Annotated in this window: 29 protein-coding genes; 20 read left to right on the top strand and 9 right to left on the bottom strand. The window is 65.2% G+C overall.

All coding sequences use genetic code 11. The annotated features are described in order from the left end of the window. Positions 1–26: 26 nt before the first annotated feature. The gene (esaA, locus tag ACYVGI_RS03620; RefSeq protein WP_460631285.1) at positions 27–2,021 is read left to right on the top strand and encodes a type VII secretion protein EsaA; all 1,995 of its coding nucleotides are present in this window, start codon (positions 27–29) and stop codon (positions 2,019–2,021) included. Between the two features lie 24 nt (positions 2,022–2,045). Here the strand turns inward: esaA and ACYVGI_RS03615 are convergent, their stop codons facing one another. Then, positions 2,046–2,705 (bottom strand): DUF2461 domain-containing protein, encoded by a 660-nt coding sequence (locus tag ACYVGI_RS03615; protein WP_460631284.1) that lies wholly within the window; start codon positions 2,703–2,705, stop codon positions 2,046–2,048. A 146-nt stretch (positions 2,706–2,851) separates the two neighbouring features. Between ACYVGI_RS03615 and purL the strand changes: the two genes are divergently transcribed. The 3 genes from purL to ACYVGI_RS03600 all read left to right on the top strand — a co-directional run bounded on the left by purL (position 2,852) and on the right by ACYVGI_RS03600 (position 6,841). Next, a complete protein-coding gene (gene purL / locus ACYVGI_RS03610) occupies positions 2,852–5,170 on the top strand; it encodes a phosphoribosylformylglycinamidine synthase subunit PurL (RefSeq protein ID WP_460631283.1) in 2,319 nt (772 codons plus the stop codon). A gap of 30 nt (positions 5,171–5,200) precedes the next feature. Next, positions 5,201–5,983, top strand: a complete 783-nt coding sequence (locus ACYVGI_RS03605) for a class I SAM-dependent methyltransferase (protein WP_460631282.1) — start codon at positions 5,201–5,203, stop codon at positions 5,981–5,983. A 123-nt stretch (positions 5,984–6,106) separates the two neighbouring features. Further along, positions 6,107–6,841: an SDR family oxidoreductase gene (locus ACYVGI_RS03600; RefSeq protein WP_460631281.1), complete on the top strand. Its 735-nt coding sequence runs from the start codon at positions 6,107–6,109 to the stop codon at positions 6,839–6,841. 17 nt (positions 6,842–6,858) lie between these two features. On the opposite strand, the gene ACYVGI_RS03595 is transcribed toward ACYVGI_RS03600, so the two are convergent. Further along, on the bottom strand, positions 6,859–7,770 hold the full coding sequence (locus ACYVGI_RS03595; protein ID WP_460631280.1) for a DMT family transporter: 912 nt from the start codon (positions 7,768–7,770) through the stop codon (positions 6,859–6,861). Between the two features lie 114 nt (positions 7,771–7,884). Between ACYVGI_RS03595 and ACYVGI_RS03590 the strand changes: the two genes are divergently transcribed. After that, complete coding sequence (locus ACYVGI_RS03590) at positions 7,885–9,405, top strand: glycosyltransferase family 2 protein (protein ID WP_460631279.1); 1,521 nt, start codon at positions 7,885–7,887, stop codon at positions 9,403–9,405. Positions 9,406–9,429: 24 nt separating this feature from the next. Here the strand turns inward: ACYVGI_RS03590 and ACYVGI_RS03585 are convergent, their stop codons facing one another. The 3 genes from ACYVGI_RS03585 to ACYVGI_RS03575 all read right to left on the bottom strand — a co-directional run bounded on the left by ACYVGI_RS03585 (position 9,430) and on the right by ACYVGI_RS03575 (position 11,153). Further along, the gene (locus ACYVGI_RS03585) at positions 9,430–9,849 is read right to left on the bottom strand and encodes an organic hydroperoxide resistance protein (protein ID WP_460631278.1); all 420 of its coding nucleotides are present in this window, start codon (positions 9,847–9,849) and stop codon (positions 9,430–9,432) included. Between the two features lie 66 nt (positions 9,850–9,915). Next, the gene (locus ACYVGI_RS03580) at positions 9,916–10,842 is read right to left on the bottom strand and encodes an SDR family NAD(P)-dependent oxidoreductase (protein ID WP_460631277.1); all 927 of its coding nucleotides are present in this window, start codon (positions 10,840–10,842) and stop codon (positions 9,916–9,918) included. Next, positions 10,839–11,153 (bottom strand): chorismate mutase, encoded by a 315-nt coding sequence (locus ACYVGI_RS03575; RefSeq protein WP_460631276.1) that lies wholly within the window; start codon positions 11,151–11,153, stop codon positions 10,839–10,841. The genes ACYVGI_RS03580 and ACYVGI_RS03575 overlap by 4 nt, the downstream gene beginning before the upstream one ends. Before the next feature lie 126 nt (positions 11,154–11,279). On the opposite strand from ACYVGI_RS03575, the gene ACYVGI_RS03570 reads away from it, so the two are divergent. The 14 genes from ACYVGI_RS03570 (at position 11,280) to ACYVGI_RS03505 (ending at position 22,743) form a co-directional block, all read left to right on the top strand. Then, positions 11,280–11,609 (top strand): WXG100 family type VII secretion target, encoded by a 330-nt coding sequence (locus ACYVGI_RS03570; RefSeq protein WP_460631275.1) that lies wholly within the window; start codon positions 11,280–11,282, stop codon positions 11,607–11,609. A 148-nt stretch (positions 11,610–11,757) separates the two neighbouring features. After that, a complete protein-coding gene (locus ACYVGI_RS03565; RefSeq protein ID WP_460631274.1) occupies positions 11,758–12,135 on the top strand; it encodes a hypothetical protein in 378 nt (125 codons plus the stop codon). Continuing rightward, positions 12,132–12,371 (top strand): EsaB/YukD family protein, encoded by a 240-nt coding sequence (locus tag ACYVGI_RS03560; RefSeq protein ID WP_460631273.1) that lies wholly within the window; start codon positions 12,132–12,134, stop codon positions 12,369–12,371. Before ACYVGI_RS03565 ends, ACYVGI_RS03560 begins: the two co-directional genes overlap by 4 nt. A gap of 69 nt (positions 12,372–12,440) precedes the next feature. After that, positions 12,441–13,532 (top strand): type VII secretion protein EssB, encoded by a 1,092-nt coding sequence (gene essB / locus ACYVGI_RS03555; RefSeq protein WP_460631272.1) that lies wholly within the window; start codon positions 12,441–12,443, stop codon positions 13,530–13,532. Further along, positions 13,529–17,986, top strand: a complete 4,458-nt coding sequence (essC, locus tag ACYVGI_RS03550; RefSeq protein ID WP_460631271.1) for a type VII secretion protein EssC — start codon at positions 13,529–13,531, stop codon at positions 17,984–17,986. The genes essB and essC overlap by 4 nt, the downstream gene beginning before the upstream one ends. Positions 17,987–17,988: 2 nt before the next feature. Continuing rightward, positions 17,989–18,447: a DUF4176 domain-containing protein gene (locus tag ACYVGI_RS03545; protein ID WP_460631481.1), complete on the top strand. Its 459-nt coding sequence runs from the start codon at positions 17,989–17,991 to the stop codon at positions 18,445–18,447. After that, the gene (locus tag ACYVGI_RS03540; protein WP_460631270.1) at positions 18,444–18,713 is read left to right on the top strand and encodes a hypothetical protein; all 270 of its coding nucleotides are present in this window, start codon (positions 18,444–18,446) and stop codon (positions 18,711–18,713) included. Before ACYVGI_RS03545 ends, ACYVGI_RS03540 begins: the two co-directional genes overlap by 4 nt. Before the next feature lie 23 nt (positions 18,714–18,736). Next, a complete protein-coding gene (locus ACYVGI_RS03535) occupies positions 18,737–19,066 on the top strand; it encodes a hypothetical protein (RefSeq protein WP_460631269.1) in 330 nt (109 codons plus the stop codon). Beyond that, positions 19,057–20,313, top strand: a complete 1,257-nt coding sequence (locus ACYVGI_RS03530) for a hypothetical protein (protein WP_460631268.1) — start codon at positions 19,057–19,059, stop codon at positions 20,311–20,313. Before ACYVGI_RS03535 ends, ACYVGI_RS03530 begins: the two co-directional genes overlap by 10 nt. A 4-nt stretch (positions 20,314–20,317) precedes the next feature. Further along, positions 20,318–21,193 carry a hypothetical protein gene (locus tag ACYVGI_RS03525; protein WP_460631267.1) on the top strand — a complete coding sequence of 292 codons (876 nt, stop codon included), beginning with the start codon at positions 20,318–20,320 and terminating at the stop codon, positions 21,191–21,193. Between the two features lie 55 nt (positions 21,194–21,248). After that, positions 21,249–21,692, top strand: a complete 444-nt coding sequence (locus ACYVGI_RS03520) for a hypothetical protein (protein ID WP_460631266.1) — start codon at positions 21,249–21,251, stop codon at positions 21,690–21,692. After that, positions 21,692–22,207 carry a DUF5085 family protein gene (locus tag ACYVGI_RS03515; protein WP_460631265.1) on the top strand — a complete coding sequence of 172 codons (516 nt, stop codon included), beginning with the start codon at positions 21,692–21,694 and terminating at the stop codon, positions 22,205–22,207. Before ACYVGI_RS03520 ends, ACYVGI_RS03515 begins: the two co-directional genes overlap by 1 nt. 60 nt (positions 22,208–22,267) lie before the next feature. Further along, on the top strand, positions 22,268–22,474 hold the full coding sequence (locus tag ACYVGI_RS03510; protein ID WP_460631264.1) for a hypothetical protein: 207 nt from the start codon (positions 22,268–22,270) through the stop codon (positions 22,472–22,474). Between the two features lie 35 nt (positions 22,475–22,509). Beyond that, positions 22,510–22,743, top strand: coding sequence for a hypothetical protein (locus ACYVGI_RS03505; RefSeq protein ID WP_460631263.1), 234 nt, complete (start codon positions 22,510–22,512; stop codon positions 22,741–22,743). A gap of 21 nt (positions 22,744–22,764) precedes the next feature. Here ACYVGI_RS03505 and ACYVGI_RS03500 read toward each other — a convergent pair whose 3' ends face one another. Continuing rightward, a complete protein-coding gene (locus ACYVGI_RS03500; RefSeq protein WP_460631262.1) occupies positions 22,765–22,995 on the bottom strand; it encodes a hypothetical protein in 231 nt (76 codons plus the stop codon). A 93-nt stretch (positions 22,996–23,088) separates the two neighbouring features. On the opposite strand from ACYVGI_RS03500, the gene ACYVGI_RS03495 reads away from it, so the two are divergent. Next, a complete protein-coding gene (locus tag ACYVGI_RS03495; protein WP_460631261.1) occupies positions 23,089–23,910 on the top strand; it encodes a LysM peptidoglycan-binding domain-containing protein in 822 nt (273 codons plus the stop codon). Between the two features lie 85 nt (positions 23,911–23,995). Here the strand turns inward: ACYVGI_RS03495 and ACYVGI_RS03490 are convergent, their stop codons facing one another. From ACYVGI_RS03490 to ACYVGI_RS03480, 3 genes are all read right to left on the bottom strand, one after another. Beyond that, a complete protein-coding gene (locus ACYVGI_RS03490; RefSeq protein WP_460631260.1) occupies positions 23,996–24,454 on the bottom strand; it encodes a DUF3817 domain-containing protein in 459 nt (152 codons plus the stop codon). Between the two features lie 129 nt (positions 24,455–24,583). Beyond that, entirely contained in the window at positions 24,584–25,282 is a 699-nt protein-coding gene (gene purQ / locus ACYVGI_RS03485; RefSeq protein ID WP_460631259.1) for a phosphoribosylformylglycinamidine synthase subunit PurQ, read from the bottom strand. Further along, the gene (locus tag ACYVGI_RS03480) at positions 25,282–25,542 is read right to left on the bottom strand and encodes a phosphoribosylformylglycinamidine synthase subunit PurS (RefSeq protein ID WP_460631258.1); all 261 of its coding nucleotides are present in this window, start codon (positions 25,540–25,542) and stop codon (positions 25,282–25,284) included. The genes purQ and ACYVGI_RS03480 overlap by 1 nt, the downstream gene beginning before the upstream one ends. Positions 25,543–25,555 lie beyond the last annotated feature (13 nt).

The raw sequence follows: 25,555 nt of genomic DNA, 5'->3' as shown, positions 1-25,555 counted from the left end.
GAGACGCCGCGCAAGGAGATATTAGTATGGCACGCCTGTTCCGTGGGGCGAACCGGAGGTCATGGGTTGCACGAGTCGTCTCTACGACTCTGCTGCTCGTGACGGTGGCGCTCGCCTTCCTGGTCATGAACGGCGAGCTCAGTCAGCGGGCCACAGTGCTCAAGCCGACGGTGGCCCTGGTCAACGAGGATCTCGCTGCCGAATTCAACGATAAGGCGTATGCGTTCGGTGCGAACTTCGTCGACCGGGTCTCGAAGGACTCCGAGTACAACTGGACGGTGCTCTCGCGGCCGGTCGCCGAGAAGGCGTACAAGGACGGGTCCATCGACGCGGCCATCTACCTGCCCCAGTCGTTCTCGCATGACATCCTGACGCTCCAAGACCTCGTCCCGACCAAAGCGACAGTCGAGTACCGGCTGCAACCGCAGGTGGACGAGCAGTCGGATCGGCTGCTGAAGAGCAGGATCCTCGACATCGTGCACGGGTTCAACCAGAGTGTCGTCACGATGTACTACGCCTCTGTCGCCGACAACGTCGCGCAGGCCGACGGCTACCTGAATGCCGCCGTGGGCAACCAGGAGGCCCTCATCTCGGCACTGGCCTCCGACGTGGACGAGCCGTTCTCGCGGACGATGCCGAACTTCCAGGACTTCGTCTCGAACGCTACCGGCCTCAAAGACGTGAACGCCGCAACGTTCGAAGCGCAGAACAGTCTCTCCGAGGCGGTCACCGACACGCTCGCCAGTACGAGCGAGTCCTTCTCGAGCAAGCTGTACGAGATCGACGATCAGGCGCGGCGTCAGCGGGAGATCGCAGAGCTCAACGCGACGAACGGCAACGCACGAATCGCCCTGCAGGCAGCGGCCGACCGAGCCTTCTACGGCAATCAATTCGACGGGCTGAGAACCAGGATGCTCTGCACACTGAGCGGAGTCGATGCCACCGGTGCCGCGGCCCCCTGCACCGACGCAGACGGCTCGGCTCCACGTCACCTCGCTGGTCAGCTCGACTCGTTGCGACAAGCGATCGCTGACTACGCCACGAATTACAGCGGGTCCATCGGCTCCCAGCAGGCCACCATCCTGGCCATGATGAGCACCCTCGATACGAGCATCACGAACCTGGAATCGCTCGTAGCCATACTCGACCCGTCCGCCGACCCTGCAGAGCCCAGCCACCCGACCGCACCAACTGTCCCGGACGTTCCTGGCGTCCCGACAACTCCCAGCGTTCCGCTCGTCCCTGCCGTCCCGTCCGGTCCGACTGTTCCCAGCGTTCCGCTCTTCCCTGCCATCCCGGCCATTCCCGGTGGTGCGGCGATCGATCCGGCGGTGCTCGCCGCCGTGAGGGCAGACATCGAAGCCCTCAAGAGCGTGAGGGACTCGCTGAGTGTGGACAACCTGCCTGCCCTGCCGCTCGACGCCCATCTGGCGACGCTGGACGGCTGGCTCGACCGAACCAGGGCGGCCGTCGAGGATTCCGCGCTGGAAACCAGCGCGGTCGACGGTCTTGAGGTCAAGGACTGGAAGAGCTACGACCCTGACAGTGTCGCGCTGTACGTCGACAACAGTGACGCGCTGTACCAGAGCATCGCCGACCTGGTCGCTCGCAGTGCGGAAACCAGCGGCCAGCTCGCCAGCAGCACCATCGACGTCCCCGACAACCTGGTGCTGTTCGAGGCGCTCCTGAACAGCGCCAATGCCACGTTCACCAGCGCCGAAACGGTGCGCAGCGGGGTCACCGACGTGCTGTCGAGGGGGAACACCGAACTGGGGATGAGCCAGCAGTACTACCGGAACTTCTCCACTGTCCTCGCCAACACGAGAACGCAGGGTGTCGACGCCGGCAAGATCCACGACTTCTTCTCCGCCCCCATCGACGCCAAGAACATCACGCCCGAACGCGTCGCTGCATCCGGCGTCTTCGATCCGACCTGGATGCTCGTCTTCGCAGGCGGCCTGCTCGCCGGCGTTCTTGTCACCGTCCTCGGTCGCACCTTCCGCACGAAGACGAGCACCTGAGACCCTGACGGGGAGGTCGACCGCCTACCGCCTGCCGCGCCCCTCCACCACGCTCGGCCCCACGAACTCGTCCAGCCACTCCCCGAGCGCACGGGATGCGCGCAGCGCGTCCGCAACGTGCGCCACGACTGCCTCCGACCCGATCCAGGCGGTGTCAGCCGGCCACTCGCGCCAGGTGGCGAGGTTCTTGCGGCGAAGCAATTCGATCCGTGGGTGGTCCTTCTGGTAGCCGCGCGGGGCCGTCTTCAGCGTGTCGTGGCTGACCACGGACAGGTCGCGAGCCTCCACCGCCGCAAGTGCCTCCTCCAGGGCGGGGCCGCTGTGGTCGTCCGCTACGGCCGTACGGTAGCGGTCGAGCTGGTCTGGCGCCATCGTGTGATACCCGGCCGCCACGCCGAGCCCTGATGCCGAGAACTGCACGTAGCCGCGTTCGAGCAGCGCGCCGATGTGGGTCTTGTACGGCGACTTGTCCTGGCTGAACCGCACGTCGCGGTACGGCCGGAACACCCTGCCGTCCCCGAACTCGCCGGCCAGTTCGGCGATGAGCGCGAGCATCGGCGCGAGCACCTGCGTCTCGTACACCTCCTTGTGCGACGTCCAGTACGCCTTCGAGTTGTCCGCCTCGAGCCCGGCGTAGAAGTCGGCGGCGCCGCGCGGCCAGCCGGTGAAACGTTCCGCGGTCATCGCCACGCCCTTTCCCTCGAAATCTGCATCCGGCGTCCTCTCGACACGACCATCCTGGCACCATCCCCGCCCCGCCCTCCGGACGCCGCCACCCCCGGTAGACTGGTCGCATCCCCGCCACCGTCTCCCCGCTTTGGAGTGCCAGCGTGACCGACACCACCACCACGCACGTCGTCGACACCGTCGAGAATGCGATCGCCACTCCTGAGCGCGAGCAGCCGTTCGCGGCGCTCGGCCTGAAGGAGGACGAGTACGCGCGCATCAGGGAGATCCTGGGTCGGCGCCCGACGAGCGGCGAGCTCGCCATGTACTCCGTCATGTGGTCGGAGCACTGCTCGTACAAGTCGTCGAAGATGTACCTGCGGCAGTTCGGGCAGAAGGTCACGCCCGCCATGAAGAAGAACCTCATGGTCGGCATGGGCGAGAACGCCGGTGTCGTAGACGTCGGCGAAGGCTGGGCGGTCACCTTCAAGGTCGAGTCGCACAACCACCCCTCGTACATCGAGCCGTTCCAGGGCGCCGCGACCGGCGTCGGCGGCATCGTGCGCGACATCATCTCGATGGGCGCGCGGCCGGTGGCGGTCATGGACCAGTTGCGGTTCGGCGCCATCGACAACCCGGACACCGCCCGTGTCGTGCACGGCGTCGTCTCCGGCATCTCGTTCTACGGCAACTGCCTCGGCCTGCCGAACATCGGCGGCGAGACCTATTTCGACCCGGTATACCAGGGCAACCCGCTGGTGAACGCCCTCTCCGTCGGCGTCCTCCGACACGAAGACCTCCACCTCGCCAACGCGTCAGGCCTCGGCAACAAGGTCGTCCTGTTCGGGGCGCGCACGGGCGGCGACGGCATCGGCGGCGCGAGCATCCTGGCGTCCGACACGTTCTCGGCCGGTGGCCCGACCAAGCGTCCGGCCGTGCAGGTCGGCGACCCGTTCGCCGAGAAGGTGCTCATCGAGTGCTGCCTCGAGCTGTTCCGCGACAAGCTGGTCGAGGGCATCCAGGACCTGGGCGCCGCCGGCATCTCCTGCGCGACGAGCGAGCTGGCGTCCAATGGCGACGGCGGCATGTTCATCGAGCTGGAGAAGGTGCTGCTGCGCGACCCCACGCTCACGGCTGAGGAGATCCTCATGTCGGAGAGCCAGGAGCGCATGATGGCCGTCGTCAAGCCCGAACTGCTGGATGCGTTCCTCGCGGTCACCGCGAAGTGGGACGTCGAGACCAGCGTGCTCGGTGAGGTCACCGACACCGGCCGCCTCGTCATCAACTGGCACGGCGAGGAGATCGTCAACGTGGAGCCGCGCACCGTCGCGGTCGACGGCCCCGTCTACGAGCGTCCCGTCGCCTACCCGGCCTGGATCGACGCCCTGCAGGCCGACAGCGCCTCCCGTCTCGCCCGTCCGACCGGCGGAGACGAGCTGCGCGACCAGTTCCTCGCCCTGCTCGGCAGCGCGAACCTGGCCGACAAGGGCTGGATCACCGACCAGTACGACTACTTCGTCGGCGGCAACACCGCCCTCGCCTTCCCCGACGACGCGGGCATGATCCGCGTCGACGAGGAGAGCGGCCTTGGCTTCGCCATCGCCACCGACGCGAACGGCCGGTACTGCCAGCTCGACCCGAAGCAGGGCGCCGTGCTCGCCCTGGCCGAGGCGTACCGCAACGTCGCCGCATCCGGTGCTGTGCCCGCCGCGGTCACCGACTGCCTCAACTTCGGCAGCCCGGAGAACCCCGAGGTCATGTGGCAGTTCTCGCAGGCCGTCGAGGGCCTGTCGGACGCCTGCCTCGAGCTCGAGATCCCCGTCACGGGCGGCAACGTGTCCTTCTACAACCAGACGGGCACCAACCCGATCTTCCCGACCCCGGTGGTCGGCGTGCTCGGCGTCATCGACGACGTTGCCCGCCGCATCCCGAGCGGCTGGCAGGACGAGGGCGACAACATCTACCTGCTCGGCGTGACCCGCGAGGAGCTCGACGGCTCCGCCTGGGCCGGCACGGTCCACGGTCACCTCGGCGGACGTCCTCCTGCGGTCGACCTCGCCGGTGAGCGCAACCTGGCCGAGCTGCTGCACGCCGCATCGGTCGAGAGCCTCGTCGCGTCGGCGCACGACCTCTCGGACGGCGGCCTCGCGCAGGCTCTCGCCGAGTCGGTCATGCGCTTCGGCGTCGGCGCGCGCGTCTGGATCACCGAGATCATGGACCGCGACGGCGTGGATGCGGCGACCGCCCTGTTCAGCGAGTCGACCGGCCGCGTGCTCGTCTCCGTGCCGCGCGAGGACGACGTGAAGTTCCGCGGCCTCTGCGAGGGACGCGGCGTGCCGGCGCTGCGCATCGGCGTCACGGACGCCGAGGTCGGCGCGCAGCCTGTCCTCGAGGTGCAGGACCAGTTCACGGTCGGCCTGGAGGAGCTGCGCGGCACCCACCGCTCCACCCTCCCCGAGCACTTCGGTCCGGTCGTCGCCTGACGGCGGCGTCCTCCTCGCACGATGTCGGGCATGTCGGGCACGTCGGGCACGTCGGGCACGTTCGATGAGCTGGTCGCCGAGGCGGCCGCCGTCGACGTGTCCGGCTGGGACTTCTCCTGGCTCGACGGCCGCGCCACCGAGCAGCGGCCGAGCTGGGGCTACGCCAGCCTGCTCGCCGACCGGCTGCGGGATGCGCGTGCCGCCCTCGACGTGCAGACCGGCGGCGGCGAGGTGCTCGCCTCCGCAGCACCGTTCCCGCCCGTGATGGTCGCGACCGAGTCGTGGGCACCGAACGTCGCGGTGGCGACACGACTGCTGCATCCACTGGGGGCCGTGGTCGTCGCCGACCAGGACGAGCCGCCGCTGCCGTTCGCCGACGCCGCATTCGACCTGGTGACCAGCCGCCATCCCGCCACGATCTGGTGGGAGGAGCTGGCCCGCGTGCTCCAGCCGGGAGGAAAGTACTTCGCCCAGCACGTCGGCCCGGAGAGCGCCTTCGAGCTGATCGAGTTCTTCACCGGCCCGCTGCCGGAGGCGAACCATCGCGGACGGCACCCCGACGACGAGTCCAGGGATGCGCGTGCGGCCGGACTCGACATCGTCGACCTGCGCACGGAGCGGCTGCGGATGGAGTTCTTCGACATCGGCGCCGTCGTCTACATCCTGCGCAAGGTGATCTGGTGGGTGCCCGACTTCACCGTCGATCGCTATCTCGATCGCCTGCGGGCGCTGCACGAGCTCATCGAGCGGGATGGCGCGTTCGTGGCGCACTCGTCGCGCACCCTCATCGAGGCGCGGAAGCCGAAGGCATAGCCCAGGCTGACGGCTCCCGGCTCCCGGCTCCCGGCTCCCGGCTCTCGGCTCGCGGCTCCCGGCCGACACGTTCGGTCACACGGAACGGTCCGCGCCCGCTCGTCTGCGAGGCTGGAACACACCATGACTCAGCACAGCATCGATCGTCTCGCCGGGCGCACCGTCGTCCTGATCGGGGGCGGGTCCGGGATCGGCCTCGCCGTGGCCAGACAGGCCGTCTCGGCCGGCGCGCACGTGGTCCTCGGCGGCCGAACCGCATCCACTCTGGAGCGCGCGGCGGCTGAACTCGGCGACGCGGCGACCTGGGGCGTGGTCGACACAGCAGACGACGCCTCGGTGGCCGCCTTCTTCGAGCCCGTGGATGCGGTCGACGCGCTCCTGACGACCGCCGCCAGCTACACCACGGGGCCGTTCACCACCTCGACCATCGAGGAGGCGCGCAGCCCGTTCGAGTCGAAGTTCTGGGGCCAGTACCGCGTCGTGCACGCCGCGCTCCCCCTTCTCGCGCCCGACGCCTCCGTGGTGCTGATGTCCGGAGCCGCGAGCGTGCGCCCTGCCGGTCCCGCCGCCGCATACGTGGCCGCCAACGCCGCGATCGAGGGCCTGGCCCGCGGGCTGGCGGTCGAACTCGCGCCGGTCAGGGTCAACGCCATCGCCCCCGGAACCGTCGACGGCAACCTCTGGTCGCAGCGACCGGCCGAGGTCAGGGATGCGGCCTTCTCCGGCTTCAGCGCTAGCACCGTGCTCCGGCGCACGGGCACCGAGTCGGAGATCGCCGACGCTGTCCTGCACCTGTTCACCAGCACGTACACGACCGGGTCGACCCTGTACGTCGACGGCGGCTACGCGCTGCGGTAGGCGCACGCCGCAGCCGGCTACGCCGTCTCGTCCACCAGCTCCGCCTGCCGCCTGGTGAACAGCCGCACACGCTGCTGCGTCAGCAGGATGCCCGCGATCACGACGAGTGCGCCGACCGGCTCGTTCCAGCTCAGCGTCTCGCCGAGCACCAGGATGCCCAGAGCAACGCCGACCACGGGTGTCACGTATGTCACGCCCGAGGTGGCTGTCGGCCCCCACGCGCGCAGCACGTTCATGTTCCAGATGTAGACCACGCCCGTCCCCAGCGCGCCGAGCGCCAGCAGGCTGAGGAGCACCGGCCAACTGAACGTGATCGGACCCCAGGCGATCACCGGAGTCAGCAGGAGCATCACCACGGCGGCCACGCCGATGTTCATCACGGCGATGGTCGTCGCCGGCATGGCCCTGTGGCTGATGAAGCGCCGGATGTAGCCGAAGCTGAAGCCGTAACAGGTGACAGCGCCGAGGCACGCGAGCTGCCCCCACACGCTGCCGGAGAGAGCGGCGATCTGCCACGGCCCCACCACGATCACGACGCCGAGAACGCCGATGGCCACGCCGAGCACCTGGTCGCGGTTCAGCTTCTCCACCCGGAACGCCACGGTGACCAGGATGGCCGTGGTGATCGGGGTGACCGCGTTGTAGATGCTCGCCAGGCTGGAGGAGACGTACTGCTCCGCCCAGGCGAACAGCAGATACGGGATGACGCAGTACGTGAGCGCGACCACCAGGAAGTGCAGCCACACGACGGGCTCGCGCGGGAGCCTGCTGCGCGTGATGATCGCGATGACCGCCAGCGTGATGGCGCCGAACACCAGCCGGGCCCACACCACCTGACCGAAGCTCACACCCTCCAGTCCGACCTTCATGAACAGGAAGCTGGCGCCCCAGACGAGACCCATGGCGATGAACTGCACTGCGACCTTCACGATTCGACGCTATCGGTACCCGCCGACGCCCGCTGGCAGGAATCGGACACGGCGGGGAGCGCATCCGCGCATCCGGAGCGGACGGGCGGCTGAACCGCGCTGTCCACTGTTGGTATGGTGGCGGTCGAAGGGGAGGCAGACATGGACGTGGTGGCCGTACTGCAAGCGATCGGCGTCTGGGTGTGTCTCGTTCTGGCGCTCACCGGGCTGATCCCGGTCATCGCGGCGGCGGCGACGTTCATCGTCATCCCGTTCCACGCCTTCATCAACCACTACGGCAAGGCGAAGCCGTACCTGCCCAGGGTGGCGATCGTGGTCCCGGCCTGGAACGAGGGCGCGGTGATCGGCGCATCCATCGACCGGCTGATGAAGCTCGACTACCCCCGCGAGGCATTGCGCATCTTCGTGGTCGACGATGCGAGCACGGACCTGACCCCGGACGTGGTCCGTGAGAAGGAGGCGCTCTACCCCGGCAACGTGGTGCTGCTCCGCCGCGACAAGGGCGGCGAGGGCAAGGCGCACACGCTCAACCACGGCATCCGCGAGATCCTCAAAGACGACTGGATGGAGGCGCTCCTCATCATGGACGCCGACGTCATCTACCTGCCGGACTCCCTGCGCCGCATGACCCGCCACTTCGCCGATCCGGACGTCGGCGCCGTCTCCGCATACATCCGCGAGGGCAGCAGCGACCGCAACTACCTGACGAAGTTCATCGGCGTCGAGTACGTGCTTTCGCAGCCGGCGGCGCGCCGCGCGCAGAACGTGATGGGGGCGCAGGCCTGCCTCGCCGGAGGCGCGCAACTGCACACCCGCGAGAACCTGCTCGCCATCGGCGGTCAGATCGACACGTCGTCGCTCGCCGAGGACACGATCACCACGTTCGAGACGCAGCTCAAGGGCCGCAAGGTCGTGTTCGAGCCGCACGCCCACGTGCTCGCGGAGGAGCCGCGGTCGGTCGACGCGCTGTGGAAGCAGCGGCTGCGCTGGGCGCGCGGCAATGTGACGGTGACGGCGCGCTACAAGAACATCTGGTTCCGCCCGAGCGGAAACCACCATCTGGGGGCGTGGACGTTCGGCATCGTCTGGTTCAGCCTGTGGCTGCTTCCGCTCATCATGATCGCCTCGTCGATCGGGCTCGCCGGGCTGCTGTTCCTCCAGGAGGACTTCGCGACCAACGTGTTCCGCGCGCTCTGGATCTCCGCCGCCCTCGCCTACCTGTTCATCCTCATCCTCGGGTCGATGACGGATGCGGCGACCAGCAAACGCGAGCTGGGTCAGATCCTGCTGTTCCCCGGAATCGTCAACATCCTGGTAATGCTGACGGCGCTGTTCCCGAAGGTGATGCTGGTGTGGCTGCCCGGCCTGTTCGGCGCGACCCTCAGCGGCTCGACCCTGTTCTGGCTGACGCTTGCCATCTACGTCTGGATCCCGTTCTCGATGGTGGTCGCCTGGCTCGCACGCAAAGCGGACCGCACCCGTGCCGGCCGCTGGCTCGCGCCGACGCTGATCTACCTAGCCGGATACGGTTCGCTGCTGTGCGCGATCACGTTCGACTCGTACCTGAAAGAGCTCGCGCACGTGGAGGCGCGCTGGGACAAGACGGAGAAGGTCGGGCGGGTCGCGACGAACTGACGCTGGCGCCGTCTCGGTCTCCGACTATTCGACGATCGTGACCTTCACCGGGATGTTCCCGCGGGTCGCGTTCGAGTATGGGCACACTTGGTGCGCCTTCTCGGCGAGCAGGTCGGCCTGCTCCCTGCCGACGCGCGGGATGTAGACGTCCAGTTCGACGGCAAGCGCGAATCCGCCTTCGCCGTTGTCTCCGATGCCGACGCTCGACGAGACGGCGGCATCGGTGGTGTCCAGCTTCTCGCTGCGGCCGACGGCGTGGATGGCGCCGAGGAAGCAGGCAGCATACCCCGCGGCGAACAACTGCTCCGGGTTGGTCCCCGCACCGGATCCGCCCAGTTCCTTCGGCGGGCGGGTGTCGAAGTCGATCAGGTCGTCCTCGCTGCGGACGTGTCCGTCTCGTCCTCCACCAGTGGCGTGCGCGATTGCGGTGTAAGCGATATCCATACCTTCAGCACACAGCAGCCCTCTGAACGGGCGCTGGGAGGTCGGAGGCAGGGGTGGGTGTATGCGTCAGCGCGCTATCGTGAACGGCTGCCCCGTGTACTCCTCCAGCAGCTCCCACACCCGCGCCCCGACTGCGGAGTCGCGGGTCGTGCGTGTGGCGAGCGCGCGAGCCGGCGTGCCTTTCGTCACCCAGCGGGGGCCGAGGAAGGCGCCGCCCCGCACCTCGGGGTCGAGGGCCGCGCGCACCGGAACCCAGGCGCCGTGGTCCTTGCCCTGCGTCCAGGCGGCCTGGAGGTTGTCGGCGAAGCGCTTCGCCTTGGACGGCTGGTTCACGCCCCGGATGCCCGGGGTGCGGCCGGAGGTGGAGTACCCGGGATGCACGACAACGCTCGCGACGTCTCTCCCTGCCGCGCGCAGCCTCCTGTCGAGCTCGAACCCGAACACCTGCGCCGCGATCTTCGACTGCGCGTACGCATTCCAGGAGTTGTACGTGCCGTCGAGCTGCAGGTCGTCGACAGGGAAACGGGCGAGCAGGGTCGCCAGGGAGCCGAGCGTGACGATGCGTGCTCCCGGCAAGCGCTCCAGCGCAGGGAGCGCGAGCGCGGTGAGGTGGAAGTGACCGAGGACGTTGGTGGACAGCACGAGTTCGTTGCCCCGCGCATCCACTGCTCTGTCGGCCGGTGGATGCACGATACCGGCGTTGAGGAGCAGCACGTCGATGCGCTCCCGCTGCAGCAGCGCCTCCGCGGCTTCAGCGACGGACCCCGCGTCTGACACGTCGAGAGGGGTCGCCTCGACGCTCGCGCCCGGGACGCGTCGGCGGATGGCCGACACGGCCGCCTCCGCCCGTTCCTGGCTGCGGCAGGCGAGCACCACGTGGGCGCCCGCTGCGGCGAGCTGCTCGCTGGCGAAGTATCCGACGCCGGCGTTGGCGCCGGTGACCACGACCGTCTTGCCGTGTGCGTCCGGCACGGCCGCCGGATCCCAGGTCACCTGGCGCTCTCTGTGGCGATCCGTTCGTGGTGGTGGATGACCTCGGCGACGATGAAGTTGAGGAACTTCTCGGCGAAAGCCGGGTCGAGGTGGCTCTCCTCCGCGAGGGCGCGCAGCCGCTGGATCTGCTCGCGTTCGCGCTCGGGGTCGGCGGCGGGGAGTCCGTGCGCCGCTTTCAGCGCGCCGACCTGCTGCGTGAACTTGAAGCGCTCGGCGAGCATGTGCACGACCGCGGCGTCGATGTTGTCGATGCTCTGCCGGATGCTGTGCAGCCGCTCGAGCGCCTCGGCAGTGTCCTCGTTCTGACCCATCCCCCGACTTTATCCGACCCGACCCTGTGGCGTGGGTGAGTGACAACCCGATTTGACCGATGCCATACGTTACATATAAGTTAAAAGCCCTTCAACATTGACCTCACAAGCGTGCAACATTGTTGAATGGCAGTTGACTATTTCACTATGAAAGAGGGGGTTCACATGGGCCAGATCAGTGTCACACCGGAAGAACTGAAGCAGCAGGCTCAGGTCTACACGCGCTCGAAAGAAGAGATCGAGCAGGCGATTCAGAAGGTCAACCAGATGAACTCGACCATTGCCGAGCAGTGGAAGGGCCAGGCCTTTCAGGCGTATCTCGAGCAGTACAACCAGCTTCACGAGAGCGTGAAGAAGTTCGAGGAACTGCTGGTGAACATCAACGAGCAGTTGAACAAGTATGCCGACACCATCGCCGAGCGTGACGCGCAGGACGCGCAGAGCTTCGGCTTCTGAACCCGTTCCACACCAGACAGACGACATGCGACCACGGTCGCGTCTCCCTGCGCAGGGCATTCTCGCGTGCGCGCTTGCTGTCGCTTTGACAGTCGGCGCTCCCGCGGCCTCGCCCGCTACCGCCGATACGGACGACGACGCCGGACGATTGGATCTGAACACCAACGTCCTGATCAATGAGTCGGTCGGCACTGGCACCGCTGGCGATTTCGCTATTCGCGGCAGGCTCTTTTCAGCAGATCTCGCTGCACGCGCACGCGAGCAGCGAGAGGCCAGTGCCGAACGGCTCGGCGTCGTCGACACCCTGACGTTCGCGCCGACTGGTGTCGATGCCGGCGAGTACCAGGCAGTGCGGGCCGCGCTCTTCGATGGCTACACCACCGAGGTGCTGAGCGAGGCACGCGAAGCCCGAACGGAGTCTCCAGCTCTCTACGCCCTGGCGCTGGTGATCGGCGTTCCGCTCGCGCTGGTCGCCGGTCTGTCGCTGGGGAGACTCAGGGGGCGACGAAAGCGAGCATCCACATGATCGAGATCACCCTTGTGTTCCAGGGCAAACAGATTGATCTCGTCGTGCCCGGCGCGGTGACGTTCGACCGGCTGCGTCGGTTGATCGGAGTCGCCTTCGCCGAGAAGGGCACGTTGCTGCCAGACGATTTCTCGCTGGCGCTCGACGACAAGGCTCTCGTGGTGAGCGGGCACGACGTCATCGCATCGTTTGGTGTTGGCAACGGCGATCGCCTGCAGATCATGACGAGGAGTTGAGCAATGCGTATTGAACTAGACGGCACCGTTCTCGAGCTTGACGCCACTGATGGCGTCCTCCGTGTCGACGTGTCCAAGAACGGCTACGACGAGGCATACCTCGACGTGATCCTTCGGTACGTCGACGCGCGCGAGACGGAAACGGGGCTCACGTTCGACTACACCATCGGAGATGGCGAAATCAGCTTCAGGGACGCCGCCCGTCGTGCCGTGACCCGGCGCGATCGTCTGGCCCTGGCGCAGAAGCTCGTGGCGTGCGCCAGCTATCGGGCCACCTTCAGAGTGCCGGTGATCCACCCCGACAACGTGTATCTCAACGGTGATCTGCTGCGGGTGGTGCACTGCGGCCTGCAGGGAATGCTCGCCCCGATCGCGTTCGATGAAGCGCTGTTCCTCCGGTCGCTGCAGGCGATGGTCCTGCAGGTCTTCCGCCCCAAGCTCACCTTCGAACACCTCCTCGATGGGGCGAAAGGATTCAGGGACCAGTTCTCGACCTCCGTGCGGCAGGCGACGACGACAGACGAGCTGTTCGCGTTCATCGACGCAGAACTGAAAGCCGAGCAGGCGGAGGTCGCGGCCACAGAGGTGAGCGTTTCGAAACGCCGCTACGGCTGGTATCGCGTCGTGGGAGCGGTAGGCGTGACCGCCGGCCTGGCTGCCGGGGTGTTCGCTTGGCAGGCCGAGAGCCAGAACCGCCTGAACACCGCCGTCGTCGGCGCCCAGACAAAATTCATCGCACGCGACTACGCCGGCGCGCTCGCTGAGCTGGAGGACTACGCGGCCGGTTCGCTGCCGACGTCCGCGAAGTACGTGCTTGCCGTGTCGAGCATCAACCTGGACGACCTCACGGCGGTGCAGAAGCAGGCGATTCTCAACAACGTTTCCGAGAAGTCAGATGACGTCACGCTGAACTACTGGATCGCCATCGGCCGCGGCGAGTTCGAGCAGGCCCTCGATTTCGCGCAGAACCTCGGCGACGACCAGCTCACACTGTTGGCGTACACCGACCTGTACCAGGCGACCAAGCTCAACACCCAGATGCCCGGCGGCAAAAAACAGGGACTCCTCGACGACTACGCGAAGGCTATCGACGAGCTGACGGCGAAGCTTGGCGGCGCGGGCGCGGGCGCGGGCGCGGGTGGCGAGGCGGCGCAGCGATGACCGTGTTCGACACGGAACAGACCGGAGACATTCGGCGGGACGCCCTTGATTCCCGGCTGGATGCGAGCCAGTTGCAGTACCTCGTGTACGTGCTCGATGGTCAGTGTGCGATCAGACTCTCGCTCACAGAAGACCATCCGTTCGTTGAACATCACGGTCACAAGCTCAGCGTGATCAATGCCGCACTGTATGCGGATGGCGACCGGCTCAGCGATGGTCTGCAGACGGTGGGCGACCTCACCTGTCTGGTGGTCTCCGCTTCCCGCGCCACCACCGAGTTCTTCACCATCGATCAGAGCGCGGAATTCGTCATCGGGGATGCGCCGTTTGCCGGTATCAGAGCGGCGGACTCACCCCTTCTGATCGTGCGAGAGGGATCGCTGATCGTCGACCCGCTCGATCGGCTCGTGTACGTGAACGACGCGGCGGTCACAACTCGGCAGACCTTCGAGATCAATGCCGGCATGGTGGTGCTGGCCGAGGACTTCCTGCTCGAGAAACGTCCAGAGCAGTTCAAGATCACGCAGCTCCGTTCGCACCTCGTGTTCGATCACACGAAGGTGCTGACCCAGCAGCCGGCGAGCGAATTCCCCCCGGATTTCCCGGACTATCGACGCTCACCGAAGATGAATCTCGAGGTCGAAGAGGCCGAATTCACGCTGCAGGGTCCTGACAAACCGGGTGCCAAGCCGAAAAACCGCATCATGCGGATGCTGGTGCCCCCCTTCGCCATGATCGCGGCCATGGGCGCCACGACGATGATCATGGGCAACAACCCGCTGATGCTGATCGGCATGGGGCTCGCGAGCATCCTGACGGCTTCTTTCACAGTGTCGCAGTATGTCACCGAGAAGAAGGAAGCCAAGGCGTCGGCGTTGCAGGTCGAGGAGGACTACACCCGGTACCTGGTGAGAACCGTGGCCGACGTCTCCCGCGCGTATGACGACGAGCGCCGGGTGCTGCTGTATCAGCAGCCGAGCCCCCAGCAGCTCGCTGAGATGGTCGACCGATACGACCCGAGAATCTATGAGCGTCAGCGTTTCAACAAGGACTTTCTGAGTTTCTCGCTGGGGCTGTCCGATCGCCCCTCGCTGGTCAAAGTGTCCTCGGACGTGAGCGAGAAGGACGCCAGCGCCCACGGCAAGCATGTGACGGAGCTCGCGGCGGGATTCCGGACGCAACGCGACGTACCGACCCCGATCGGCATCTCGGGCCAGACGATCGGGCTGGTCGGGCCGCCCGAAGTCGTCACCGACTACGTGCAGTCGCTGCTGTTCCAGACCGCGTTCTTCCACTCCTATCGCGACGTGAACTTCGTCAGTCTGCTCTCTCGTGAGGCATACGCGAAGACATGGAACACGTGGAGGCTGCTGCCCCATTTCAAACTGCAGGAACTCAACATGCGCGGCCTGATCCACACGGAGAAGCTGCGTGACGTGGTGCTGAACAGCTTCTACCAGCTCCTCCAGAAGCGCGTGCAACTCCGGAAGGACGCCGGCACGCAGAAGCCGCAGTTCGCACCGCACTATGTGTTCACGATCTCCGATGACCGTTTCCTCGCCGGTCACGGAATCAACGAACTCCTCGCCGAAGACATGAGCGAGCTCGGGGTGACGGTGATCTGGTGCAGCGAAGACGCGAAGCTGCTTCCCGAGACGGTGACCGCACTCATCCAGGCTCCGCATCAGGTGCGGGGTGAGCTGGTCACGAACAACAGCGTGTACGTCGCAACACCGTTCATCCCGTATGCGCTGCCCGAAGACCTTGAGCATTCGCTGCGGAGACTGTCGAACCTAAACCATCTCGAGGTCGAGAAGAACGCTGTTCCGGAGTCACTGAGCCTGCTGGACCAGTACGAGGTGAAATCCGTCGAAGACCTGCAGATCGCTGACCGGTGGAGTCGGGCCGAACCCAACAAGTCGATTGCGTCCATGATCGGGTGGCGCGGCAAGGCCGATTACGTGCACTGGGATCTGCACGAGCGCGCGCACGGCCCGCACGCCCTCGTCGGCGGCACGACGGGTTCTGGCAAGTCCGAGTTCCTGACCACGTACCTCATCGGCCTCGCCATCAACTTCTCTCCCGAAGACATCGGGATGCTCATCATCGACTGGAAGGGCGGCGGGATCGCGAACACGCTCGACCGGTTGCCCCACTTCATGGGCGCCATCACGAACCTCGACGGCGCAGGCACCGCGCGTGCGCTCGCAAGCATCAAGGCGGAGCTCAACAAGCGTCAGCGCGAGTTCGCCGTCTATGGCGTGAACAGCATCAACGCGTACATGAGCTTGTACAAGCAGCGGCACGACCCGAAGCCGTTCGTCACGTACCCGACCAAGCCGCTTCCGCACCTGGTGCTGGTCTCCGACGAGTTCGCCGAGCTCAAAGCGAATGTGCCCGAGTTCCTCGACGAGCTCACCTCGGTGGCGCGGATCGGGCGAAGCCTTGGCGTGCATCTGATTCTCGCAACGCAGAAACCCAGCGGCGTGGTCAACGACCAGATCGAGGCGAACTCGACGTCGAAGATCGCGTTGAAGATGGCGAGCGAGCAGGACTCGAACGAGCTGTTGAAGACCGCCGACGCCGCGCACATCACCAACCCTGGTCGCGGATTCCTGAAGGTCGGGCAGAACGAGGTCTACGAACTCTTCCAGAGCGGCTACGCCGGTGTGCCGTACGACCCCGACGCGGTGGTGACCGAGCGGATCGACGAGCGCATCTACAGGATCAACGACGTCGGGCAGTACGAACTCTTCTACGATCCCGACGAAGAGGTCACGCAGGGAAAGGACACGAGCGATCTTCCTTCGCAGTTGGACGCGATCATCGACTCCATCGAGCACATCTTCCAGAGCGACGATGCGCTGACGACCCCTGACAAGCCGTGGCTGCCGAACCTGCCTGAGAGCATTTCGACGCCAGAGCCGCGCCAGGGACGTGGCCTGAGCGTTCCGCTGGGAATGCTCGACATCCCGGCCCGCCAGGCGCAGGAGACCTACGAGTTCGATCTCGCGCGCGCCGGGCACACTGCCCTGTTCGGCAGCCCCGGCTACGGCAAATCGACTGTGCTGCAGACCCTCGTGATGAACCTGGCGAAAGCCAATACGCCCGAGCAGGTGCACGTGCAGCTCATCGACTTCGGGAACAACGGCCTGCTGCCGCTCAGGGACCTGCCGCACGTCGCAGATATCGTCACCCTCGAAGAAGCCGAGAAGCTCGACAAGATGCTCGGGGCGATCGCGGACCTCCTCGCCACGCGGAAACAGCTCTTCAAAGAAGCCGGCGTCGCAAACCTGGAGCAATACCAGGCGAAGACACGGCTGGACCTCCCGATCGTGTTGAACGTGCTCGACGGGTACGACAACCTCACGGGCAACGACGCGAGAAGGGACGCGATCGACAACCTGCTTCTTCAGGTGCTTCGCGAGGGTGCCGCACTTGGGGTGTATCTCGTGATGAGTGCGAGCCGGGTGGGCGGCGTACGCATGAACATGCTCAGCAATATCTCGACCAAGCTGTGCCTCTATCTGAACGAAGAGAGCGATCTCGCCCAGCTCATGGGCCGAGAGCGACTGATGCAGGACGACACCCCGGGCAGGGGCCAGGTGCTTGTGAACGCGCCGATCGCGATCCAGTTCTATCTGCCCTCCTCGGGCGAGAACAGCTCCGAAGCTCTCTCGGCTCTGGAAGCGCAGGTGACCGCTCTGGACGACGCCTGGGAGGGTGCCCGGCCCGCGCGGATTCCGATGGTCCCCCGGGAGCTCACTCCGGAGGTGTTCACGCGCTTCGCGGCGCACGACTCAGCTCCCAACACGGTTCTTCTTGGCTTGAACAAGGGGGATTCCGTGCCTGAGACTTTTGAGTTGTTCAGGGGCAATTCGCTGGCGATTCTCCCGGATACTGGGAAGCAGTCGGCTTTGCTCTACCCGTTCCTGATTGCTCAGATCGTAGATGCTGTCGATGCCGAGTGCCTTGTGGTAATCGACGCCAACGACGCTCTGCGCGCGCACCTTCCGGTGGAGACTTCGCTGTATGTAGGCAAGAAGGCGCTGAAGGCTCACGTCGACACGGTGAAACTCGCGCTCGTGGAGCTTGTCGAGCACGGCTCGCAGATTCGGCTGTGCGTGGTCATCAACGGGATGACCGAAGTGTTCGACAAGCTGATGCTGTCGACGGACCAGATCGCTGACCTTCTCGGCATGGGTGGTGAGCTCGTGCAGATTGTCGTTCTGGACCACGTGTCGAAGGTGAACAGTGGCTTCGGAATGGTCGCCCCCCTGAAAGAGAACGTCGATCGAATCGTGTTCGGCGGTGACCTGGGTGCGCAGCGCTTCGTCGACAATCTGCCGCTTGCGGTGAGGAAAGGGGCACACGCTAAGAACGTCCTGCATTCCCTCTGCGACGGAGAAGTCGACCACATCGTGGTGCCGACCCAGAAAGAAAGCGAAGGGTGACGATGTCTCTAGAGCTACAGGGCGAGTTTTTGGGCCTTGGTTCCATCGTTCGGCTCGAGAACGAGAGCAATGCCGGACTGTTTGTGGTCCTCGCGCGCGGGGCATTCCGCCCAGATAACGAACAGCCCGAGGTCGAGCCCCGCTATCTGCTCGCCCCGCATCCGTACGGCGAGGCGCCTGATCAGGAGACCTTTCCGATCGTGACTCGTGAGATTCAGGAGGTCGTCTACAAAGGCTATTCCGATGCCGCTGACGAGGCCTTCCTCGCGGATCTCCTCGACCAGATGGAGAACGGCCGACGAGCGATTAGCCCTGCGCATCAGTTCACGGGGTCGCTCACAGAGATTCCCGACGCCAGAGAAATCCAGACAGACGACTCAGAGGAGCCCCAGCCCGGCGTGGATCCATTCTCGGTCGTTCGTCGACTAATCGCCGATACCTCTCGAAAGGACGAGGAATGAAGCTTTCATCAAATACTGGTGCAGCCCAATCTGCCGTGTCGGGCTTTGCGGACATCGATGTCGACGTCAAACGGCACCAGGTGAGCCTGGGGTCGAGCAATGTCCTGAGCATGAAGAACGGTGCGAACGTTTCCGAGAACGTTCTGAGCGTGGTTACCGAGCTGGTTTCCGGTGTGAAACGCCAGGCCACTGGCGTCACCGCGCTCGCGACGGAGATCGAACAACGCGACAAGCGCGACGCGGCAGCTGTGGGTGGCAACCGATGAAAGGCCCCGCAGCGGAGCGGCGCGTGACGTTGGATCGGCAGATCAGGGATCGCGAGAGTCGGACCGCCGAAGACCTTGCGACTATCCGCGTGCTCAGTGAGCAGTGGGAAACGTATCACCAGGCAATGCGCACGAATGCCCAGCGGTTCGAAGGAGCCGGAATCGCCCTGGGTCGGAAGAACTATTTCGTGCAAAGGGGTTTAGCTGCAAGGAGGGAGCTCGACGCTTTCGTCAGCCGACTGGCGCGAGATCAGGCCGAGCTTCTGGAGGAGACCTCGAGGGAGATCCGCTCGACATCTGAGGCCGAGGTGGAACGGCTGCGGCAGGAGAAGTCGGAGGCATCGTGGGTTTGATCTACGACTCGAGCGATTCGGGTGCGTTGACGAGTGCGCTTTCGGCGAATCTGGCGGCTGCGACGGGAGTGCTGGATGCCACGGAGCGAGCCTGTCTGAGGCTGGGTGACGCTCTGGGGAGTGGTGAGCTTTCGGGTCAGGGGTACGCGGCAGTCGACACCCTTTTTGCTCAGATCATCCGTCCGTCGGTCACGGATGCAAAGAGCGAGATCGCCTCGATCCAGGAAGATCTCGAGAAATACACGCAGGCGGACGGGCTCGTGGCCCGATACGGCGTGCTGAAAGAGGACGAGCTGAATATCCAGCTCACCGCAACGAGGGCTCAGCGCGACGCGACGGAACGTCAGATCGAGGCGAACCGCACGGCGACTGTTGCGTCGTCGACGATTCCTGGCTTGGGTGTGACGCTGGAGGAGGCGAACGCGCAGTTGGAGCTTGTGCTGACGCAGCTTGAAGCCGATATCAGGGAGTTGGGGGATCGACTGCGGGCGCTGCAGGAGTTCGCTGCACGAACGGCGGGGCTGTTCGTGGACGGGCTCAGCAAACTTGCGGCGGCAACCGGGGAGACCGTTTCGCTCCTCGATGAACTCAAGGGATCCCAGGTCCTGGGGTCCGTCGGGATAGGGCTCGGTGCTGTGGTGACCAGGAGCGCGATCCTTGACCATCTCGCCGGCAACAAGGTGACCAGAGACGCTGACGGCCGGTTGAAGTACGGCGCACGCTTTCTCTACAAGCCCGCGAGCACCCACCTTTACGGTCGGGGAAAGGACTTCAATGCTGCCACCGCAACCCGCATCGATCACTACAGGCAGCCGATCAAGGCCGGCGGCAGCGCTTTTGCCGCCGCACCCCTTGACGACTTCACGGGATGGAAAGACGCCTCGAAACTCAGCAAGTTCGCCAAGGGCGCGGGCCTCGCTGGCGCGGCTCTGACCATCGGGAGCAACGCGCAGCAGCACTTCAGCGGCGACGTCGACGCTCGTGATGTGCGTGACTTCAGCATCGACACCGCCGTCGACGTCGGAAGCGCGGCCGCGGCCGCAGGAATCGGCGCAGCAGTCGGGTCGATCTTCCTGCCGCCCTTAGGGACCGTCGTCGGAGCCGGCGTCGGAATCGCCGCCAACTGGGTGTTCAACGAATGGAAGATCGGCGACAAAGCGGCTGTTGATTGGGCGAAGGAAGGTGTCAAGAGTCTTGCCGATGGCGTTGAAGACTTGTGGAACACGGTCGCGGCGAAGTTCTGGTGATCGAATGGGTTACAAACTGAGCAAGGACGAGCGTGAGCGGGTAGCGGCGAACGAAACCTATTTCATAGTTCTTGCCGAAAGCAGAGCATCCCTCGTCAACTTGCCCGTGATTGCATTCGTGAATGCGCTCTTTTTGGGTTTCATTACCCTAATGGCGGGCGCGACGGCTACTGTCCCTGGAAGTCACCAAGGATTCTTTGGGGTGCTCTTTTGCGCGCATCTCGTCCTCCTGGCATTCAGCGCTCTAGTACTGCTGCTGACATTCCTCCGGCCGTTGATCTTCCGGGTTCAGGTGCTCTTCTCCGGCGTCATGGCCGTCTGCGCCGCTGTCATGGTGTACGCGCTGTGCTTCGTGGGGATCGCTATGGTGGTCCACGTCGATCGCGCGGGAAACACGGTTCTCGATGTCGCACTGTTCCCGGTCGTCGGCGTTATTGGTCTTTTGTACATTTGCGGCGCGACTGTTGTGCATGTTCTGTTGTTGCGCAAGCGTTTGCGTGAGGGTCATTCGGAGGCGCGGACCTTGGGGAACCTCGGGGCGGCGTCCAGTCTGTACAGCTCGAAGAGCATGTGGTTCATCTTCGCGGCGGTGACAGTCATACCCAACATCCTTACGCAGGGGCAATACTTGGTACAAACGCTCGGCGTGATCTTGTTCCTATTCTTGGCGGCGGTGACTCCGAGCCTGCCGGTGGAGTTCTCGTATCTCGCGTATCTGAAGTCGCGGGATAAGCGGTACTGGGAGGTGCGACCGCGGAAGCGTCGCAAGAAGGGTCGAGCCCACGCGGTGTTCAAGAAGATCGGGATGTGGGTCGGCATTTTCGGTGCGGTGTGCGTGGCGATGGGGATTGCGGGCACGGTCATAGACGGTTTGAAGTGACGGGGATGGGCCGGAGCCAGATGAAAGATGCAGTGCACGAAGGATGGAGCAATTCATGAAGTTCAAGCAACGGGTGTTGAGCCTGCACAACGTTGTGAGTCACTCCGCAGACCTTCGACCGGGCGATGATCTCTTCGAGGTCATTGACCCTGTCGGCGACTACTTCAAGCAGGTGTTGATGCACAACGGCTACTACACCAGTGGCCCGATCGTCTTCTCGAGTGTTCCTGGAGGCACGTCCTTCACGATCATGACGACGCTCGGCAACCGCCTCAATATCGTCGACGACAGCGTCGGGGGTTTCAGTTTCATGGATCATCTCGAACTGGACACGGAATTCTTCTACCGTCACCATGACGTGGAGGAGCCGGTTCCCTATGAGGGCATCGAGCAGGCTGTCGCCGCGGCTGGATTGGAGATCAAGAACATCCACCACGTGGTCCTCACGTTCTACGGCGAGGTCATGTTGGACCTGTACGTCGAAGCGGTGGCTCGCTGATGGACTCAATTCTTCAGGGCATAGCGTTCGAAGAGAAGCTGGCGTTTCAGAATGTGGTCAGTCGGCGCGCGAAGTTCCATTACAGCGAGCTCGGCGAGCACCTTGAGGCATTCGTCTCCGATGTCGCCCGGTGCGGCGGCACCCCCAAGGGTCCCCACTTCTCCAGCCTGAACAATGTGCCGCTGGATGAGATCACGGACATCGAGCTCTTCCTCCCGGTCCGCGAGAGCACCTTCAGGCCGCAAGAAGGCATGCTGTTTCACTCTTACGTCGAGATCGGCCCGGTGGCGCATGGAATCGTCAGAGGCGACTTCGAAAACCAGACCGAACTGGTCTACAGTCAACTCCTCGCCGCGCTCGAGAGCCGGGACCTGACGATCAACGCGCCGTTCTTCCACGTCTTCCCGAGCGACGGGTCGAAATATGCGTCTGTGTATCTCGGATACGCCGAAACCACGGAAGCGACCGATTCGGGATTCGACAACGCGATGCTCCCGGGTAGATCAGATCGCTGAGCTTGCGGCGCCGGCGGCAAACCGATACCCAGGGCGATCGCCCTGGATCACATCTCGAAGTTGAGCATCCCCTTCGGGTACGACAACCTCACCGCGAACGACCGGCGAAAAGAAGCGATCGACTCCCTGCTGTTGCTGTTGCTGTTGCTGTTGCTGGTGCTGGTGCTGCGCGAAGGCTCGGCTCTCGACGTGAACCTGTCGGGCAACATCTCGACGAAGCTGTGCCTCCACCTCAACGACGAGAGCGAACTCGCCCGCGAGTTCTGACCGTAAGTCCAACTACCGGACGCATGACATTCGTTATGTACGACGCATTCGCCGTTGCCGCAACGCATAACCAACTCACCTTTGTTTTCGGCATGTCGCTTTCGCTTCCCGGCGACTCATCGTTGATTACCCTGCTAGGACAAGAGCTTTCGGTGAACAACTATGCGGAAGCGATCAGGCGAGCATTCGCGGTCGCTGATGAATACTGTCGCCTCAAACTCCCAGACAGGTACTTGGCTGCATACGAGCGCATTCGTCCCGCTGCCTGACGGGCGGCGTTGACCATCGGACTAAAGGTTCGATGCCTCCCGATCGAGCTCCGCAGCGCGCTCCGCCTCCGCGGCTCGGTCGTTCCGCGCGGCGCGAGCGACCTGCGCCCGGAGCAGGTTGTTGAGGCCCGCGAGCGTCGCGGCGCCGCTCAGCACTAGGAGCTCGATCGGCAGGTGCGTCGTGAACGCACCGATCAGGAGGGTCAGCGCACCGATCAGAAAAGCGAAGGACGACCATCCGGCACGAAGCATGGACTCAGCGTTCCACCTCGGTGCGGCGAAAGCAATCGATTCACAGTTGCGCCGAAACCGGACGTACGGAATGCTGACGCGATGGGGGAGAACGTGAACGTACGCGGGCGCCGGGGCCGCGGTCCCGCGGCCATCGTGGTGGCGGCCGTCGCCGTCGTGGTGCTGCTGGCCGGATGCGCGGAGCCCGCGCCAACGCATCATCCCCGCTCGGTCGCGCCAGCGGGCGCCGCCGAATCGACGGCCGCGCCGACCCCCAGTGCGGTCCCGCTCGCGGAGCAGTTCGAGTACCTCCCCGCGGCCGGAACCCAGCTTGCCAGCGGCACGCTGTCTGGGCAGCTTGATCGCGCATCCGGTGACGTCACCGTCGTCGTCGGGCAGAAGCTCGACATCGAAGTGAGACTCGACGGTTTCGAGACGTCGGGGCTCACCTACCTCAACGCCGCGCTCAGCACCGACAGATTCGGGATGCTCGCCGGTGCACCGTCCGTGCCCGCCCCCGATCTCGCGCTCGGGCAGGTGCCGGAGACGTCCGGCGACTTCACGTTCACGGTCGACCCGGCAAGCCGCGACGACAAAGGCGACCTCTCGTACTTCAACGCGTTCGAGCTCGTCCGCGCGGACGGCACCGTGAGTTCGGCCGCCGTGCTCACCTGGACGGTTCCCGACTTCTTCCCCGGACTCGTCGTCACAGACTCCGGGCCGATCCGGTTCGCGCGCGGCACCGTCACCACCTACCAGGGCGCGCCGGCCGGCTACACGGCCAACCCGCTCGACACCGTCGACGCGATCAGTCGCCGGTTCGGCATCACGCCGCTGCAGCTCGTCTACTTGAACCCGCAGCTCGGTTATCGCAACACCCGCCTGGTCGAGGGGCAGCGCCTCAACCTCAGCCCCACATACCGCAGCAACCGCTGAGAGATCGAGCCCGGCGTTGTTCACGCGACACGCCGTGCACGGGTGTGCACAACTCCCGACTCGATGACCGGACAGGCTGGGCGCGTCAGCTCAGGCGGGGCGGGCCGATCATCAGGAGGGTGGCCATGATCGCGGCGATGAGGGCGACCAGCGTGACCGCGAGCACGGGGACGTGGTTGAGCATCCACCGGAACAGGCGGCCGATGGCGGTGTGGTCGCGTGGGTCGTCGGTGGGAGTGGTGCGCCAGCCGCCGTCGAGACGGCCGGTGCGGTCTGCCCACAGGTCGAACGGGATGGTCGCGTACGGCACGATCGCCGACGCCACCGCCACTACGATCACGGGGATGCGCCACCGCTGGTTCACACCGACCAGCACGGAGGCCACGGCGTAGCTGATGAACACCAGCCCGTGGATGGACCCGGCGACCAGCACCGGCCAGTCGCCGACCCGCGCCACGTACTTGAGCAGCATCCCGCCGATCAGCAGCGTCCAGGTGATCGCCTCTGCGATCGCGAGCGTCCGGTACAGCACACGGGGTTTCATGCTTCCAGCCTGACCCACCCGGCCCGTCCGCGAATCACCCGAAAGTTGGAAAGCAATCGAGCCCAGGGTTTTTCACCGCAAACCCGGAGGATGCGGTGAAAAAGCCTGGGCTCGATGGATGCGGGAGCGCTACGCCTCGACGAGGGTGGAGCGGATGACGGAGGTGAAGAAGGTGAGGCCGTCGATGCCCGAACGCATGGCGGCGGAGGTGTCGGGGCCGAAACCCGGCTCGACAGCATGCTCGGGGTGCGGCATGAGGCCGACCACGTTGCCGCGCTCGTTGCGCACGCCCGCGATGTCGTCGAGCGAACCGTTCGGGTTGACGCCCTTGTAACGGAACACCACGAGACCTTCGCCTTCGAGGCGCTTCAGCTCTTCGGCGGACGCGATGAAGCCGCCCTCGCCGTTCTTCAACGGGATGACGATCTCCTGGCCGGCCTCGAACCCGCTCGTCCACGGGGTGTCGGCGTTCTCGACCGTGAGGTGCTGGTCGCGGCGGATGAAGTTGCCGTGGTCGTTGCGGATCAGGCCGCCGGAGACGAGGTGTGCCTCAGCGAGCATCTGGAACCCGTTGCAGATGCCGAGCACGGGCATCCCCTTGGCCGCCGCATCCACGACCTCGGTCATGATCGGCGAGAGACTGGCGATGGCGCCGCAGCGCAGGTAGTCGCCGTAGCTGAAACCGCCGGGAAGGACGAGTGCGTCGACACCGTGAAGGTCGTGCTCGCCGTGCCAGAGGGCGACCGGCTCCGCGCCGGCCAGACGGATCGCGCGCAGAGCGTCGCGGTCGTCGAGGGAGCCAGGGAAGGTGACGACGCCGATGCGCATCAGGCGTCGATCTCGGCGGGGTAGTGGATGCCGACCACGTCTTCGATCACGGAGTTCGACAGGATCTCGCCGGCGATCTGCTCGACGGCGGCGCGCGTGGCATCGTCGATCGGGCCGTCGACGGTCAGCTCGAACCGCTTGCCGACACGGACACCGGCGAACTGGCCTTTGCCCGTCCGGGCGAGAGCGCCGGCGACGGCCTTGCCCTGAGGGTCGAGCAGCTCGGCTTTCGGCATGACTTCTACAACGATCGTTGGCAAGGCTTCACTCCGC

It is taken from the genome of Leifsonia lichenia (genome assembly GCF_054780215.1).
The sequence above is the reverse complement of the archived record's forward strand: the minus strand, read 5'-3'. Positions and strand labels throughout refer to the sequence as shown.

Excerpts from the sequence above, each read along its gene's own strand:
- esaA (WP_460631285.1), top strand. The coding sequence starts at position 27 with ATGGCACGCCTGTTCCGTGGGGCGAACCGGAGGTCATGGGTTGCACGA.
- ACYVGI_RS03615 (WP_460631284.1), bottom strand. The coding sequence starts at position 2,705 with ATGACCGCGGAACGTTTCACCGGCTGGCCGCGCGGCGCCGCCGACTTC.
- ACYVGI_RS03605 (WP_460631282.1), top strand. The coding sequence starts at position 5,201 with ATGTCGGGCACGTCGGGCACGTCGGGCACGTTCGATGAGCTGGTCGCC.
- ACYVGI_RS03600 (WP_460631281.1), top strand. The coding sequence starts at position 6,107 with ATGACTCAGCACAGCATCGATCGTCTCGCCGGGCGCACCGTCGTCCTG.
- ACYVGI_RS03590 (WP_460631279.1), top strand. The coding sequence starts at position 7,885 with ATGGTGGCGGTCGAAGGGGAGGCAGACATGGACGTGGTGGCCGTACTG.
- ACYVGI_RS03585 (WP_460631278.1), bottom strand. The coding sequence starts at position 9,849 with ATGGATATCGCTTACACCGCAATCGCGCACGCCACTGGTGGAGGACGA.
- ACYVGI_RS03575 (WP_460631276.1), bottom strand. The coding sequence starts at position 11,153 with ATGGGTCAGAACGAGGACACTGCCGAGGCGCTCGAGCGGCTGCACAGC.
- ACYVGI_RS03570 (WP_460631275.1), top strand. The coding sequence starts at position 11,280 with ATGGCAGTTGACTATTTCACTATGAAAGAGGGGGTTCACATGGGCCAG.
- ACYVGI_RS03560 (WP_460631273.1), top strand. The coding sequence starts at position 12,132 with ATGATCGAGATCACCCTTGTGTTCCAGGGCAAACAGATTGATCTCGTC.
- essC (WP_460631271.1), top strand. The coding sequence starts at position 13,529 with ATGACCGTGTTCGACACGGAACAGACCGGAGACATTCGGCGGGACGCC.
- ACYVGI_RS03545 (WP_460631481.1), top strand. The coding sequence starts at position 17,989 with ATGTCTCTAGAGCTACAGGGCGAGTTTTTGGGCCTTGGTTCCATCGTT.
- ACYVGI_RS03540 (WP_460631270.1), top strand. The coding sequence starts at position 18,444 with ATGAAGCTTTCATCAAATACTGGTGCAGCCCAATCTGCCGTGTCGGGC.
- ACYVGI_RS03525 (WP_460631267.1), top strand. The coding sequence starts at position 20,318 with ATGGGTTACAAACTGAGCAAGGACGAGCGTGAGCGGGTAGCGGCGAAC.
- ACYVGI_RS03520 (WP_460631266.1), top strand. The coding sequence starts at position 21,249 with ATGAAGTTCAAGCAACGGGTGTTGAGCCTGCACAACGTTGTGAGTCAC.
- ACYVGI_RS03515 (WP_460631265.1), top strand. The coding sequence starts at position 21,692 with ATGGACTCAATTCTTCAGGGCATAGCGTTCGAAGAGAAGCTGGCGTTT.
- ACYVGI_RS03505 (WP_460631263.1), top strand. The coding sequence starts at position 22,510 with ATGTACGACGCATTCGCCGTTGCCGCAACGCATAACCAACTCACCTTT.
- ACYVGI_RS03500 (WP_460631262.1), bottom strand. The coding sequence starts at position 22,995 with ATGCTTCGTGCCGGATGGTCGTCCTTCGCTTTTCTGATCGGTGCGCTG.
- ACYVGI_RS03490 (WP_460631260.1), bottom strand. The coding sequence starts at position 24,454 with ATGAAACCCCGTGTGCTGTACCGGACGCTCGCGATCGCAGAGGCGATC.
- purQ (WP_460631259.1), bottom strand. The coding sequence starts at position 25,282 with ATGCGCATCGGCGTCGTCACCTTCCCTGGCTCCCTCGACGACCGCGAC.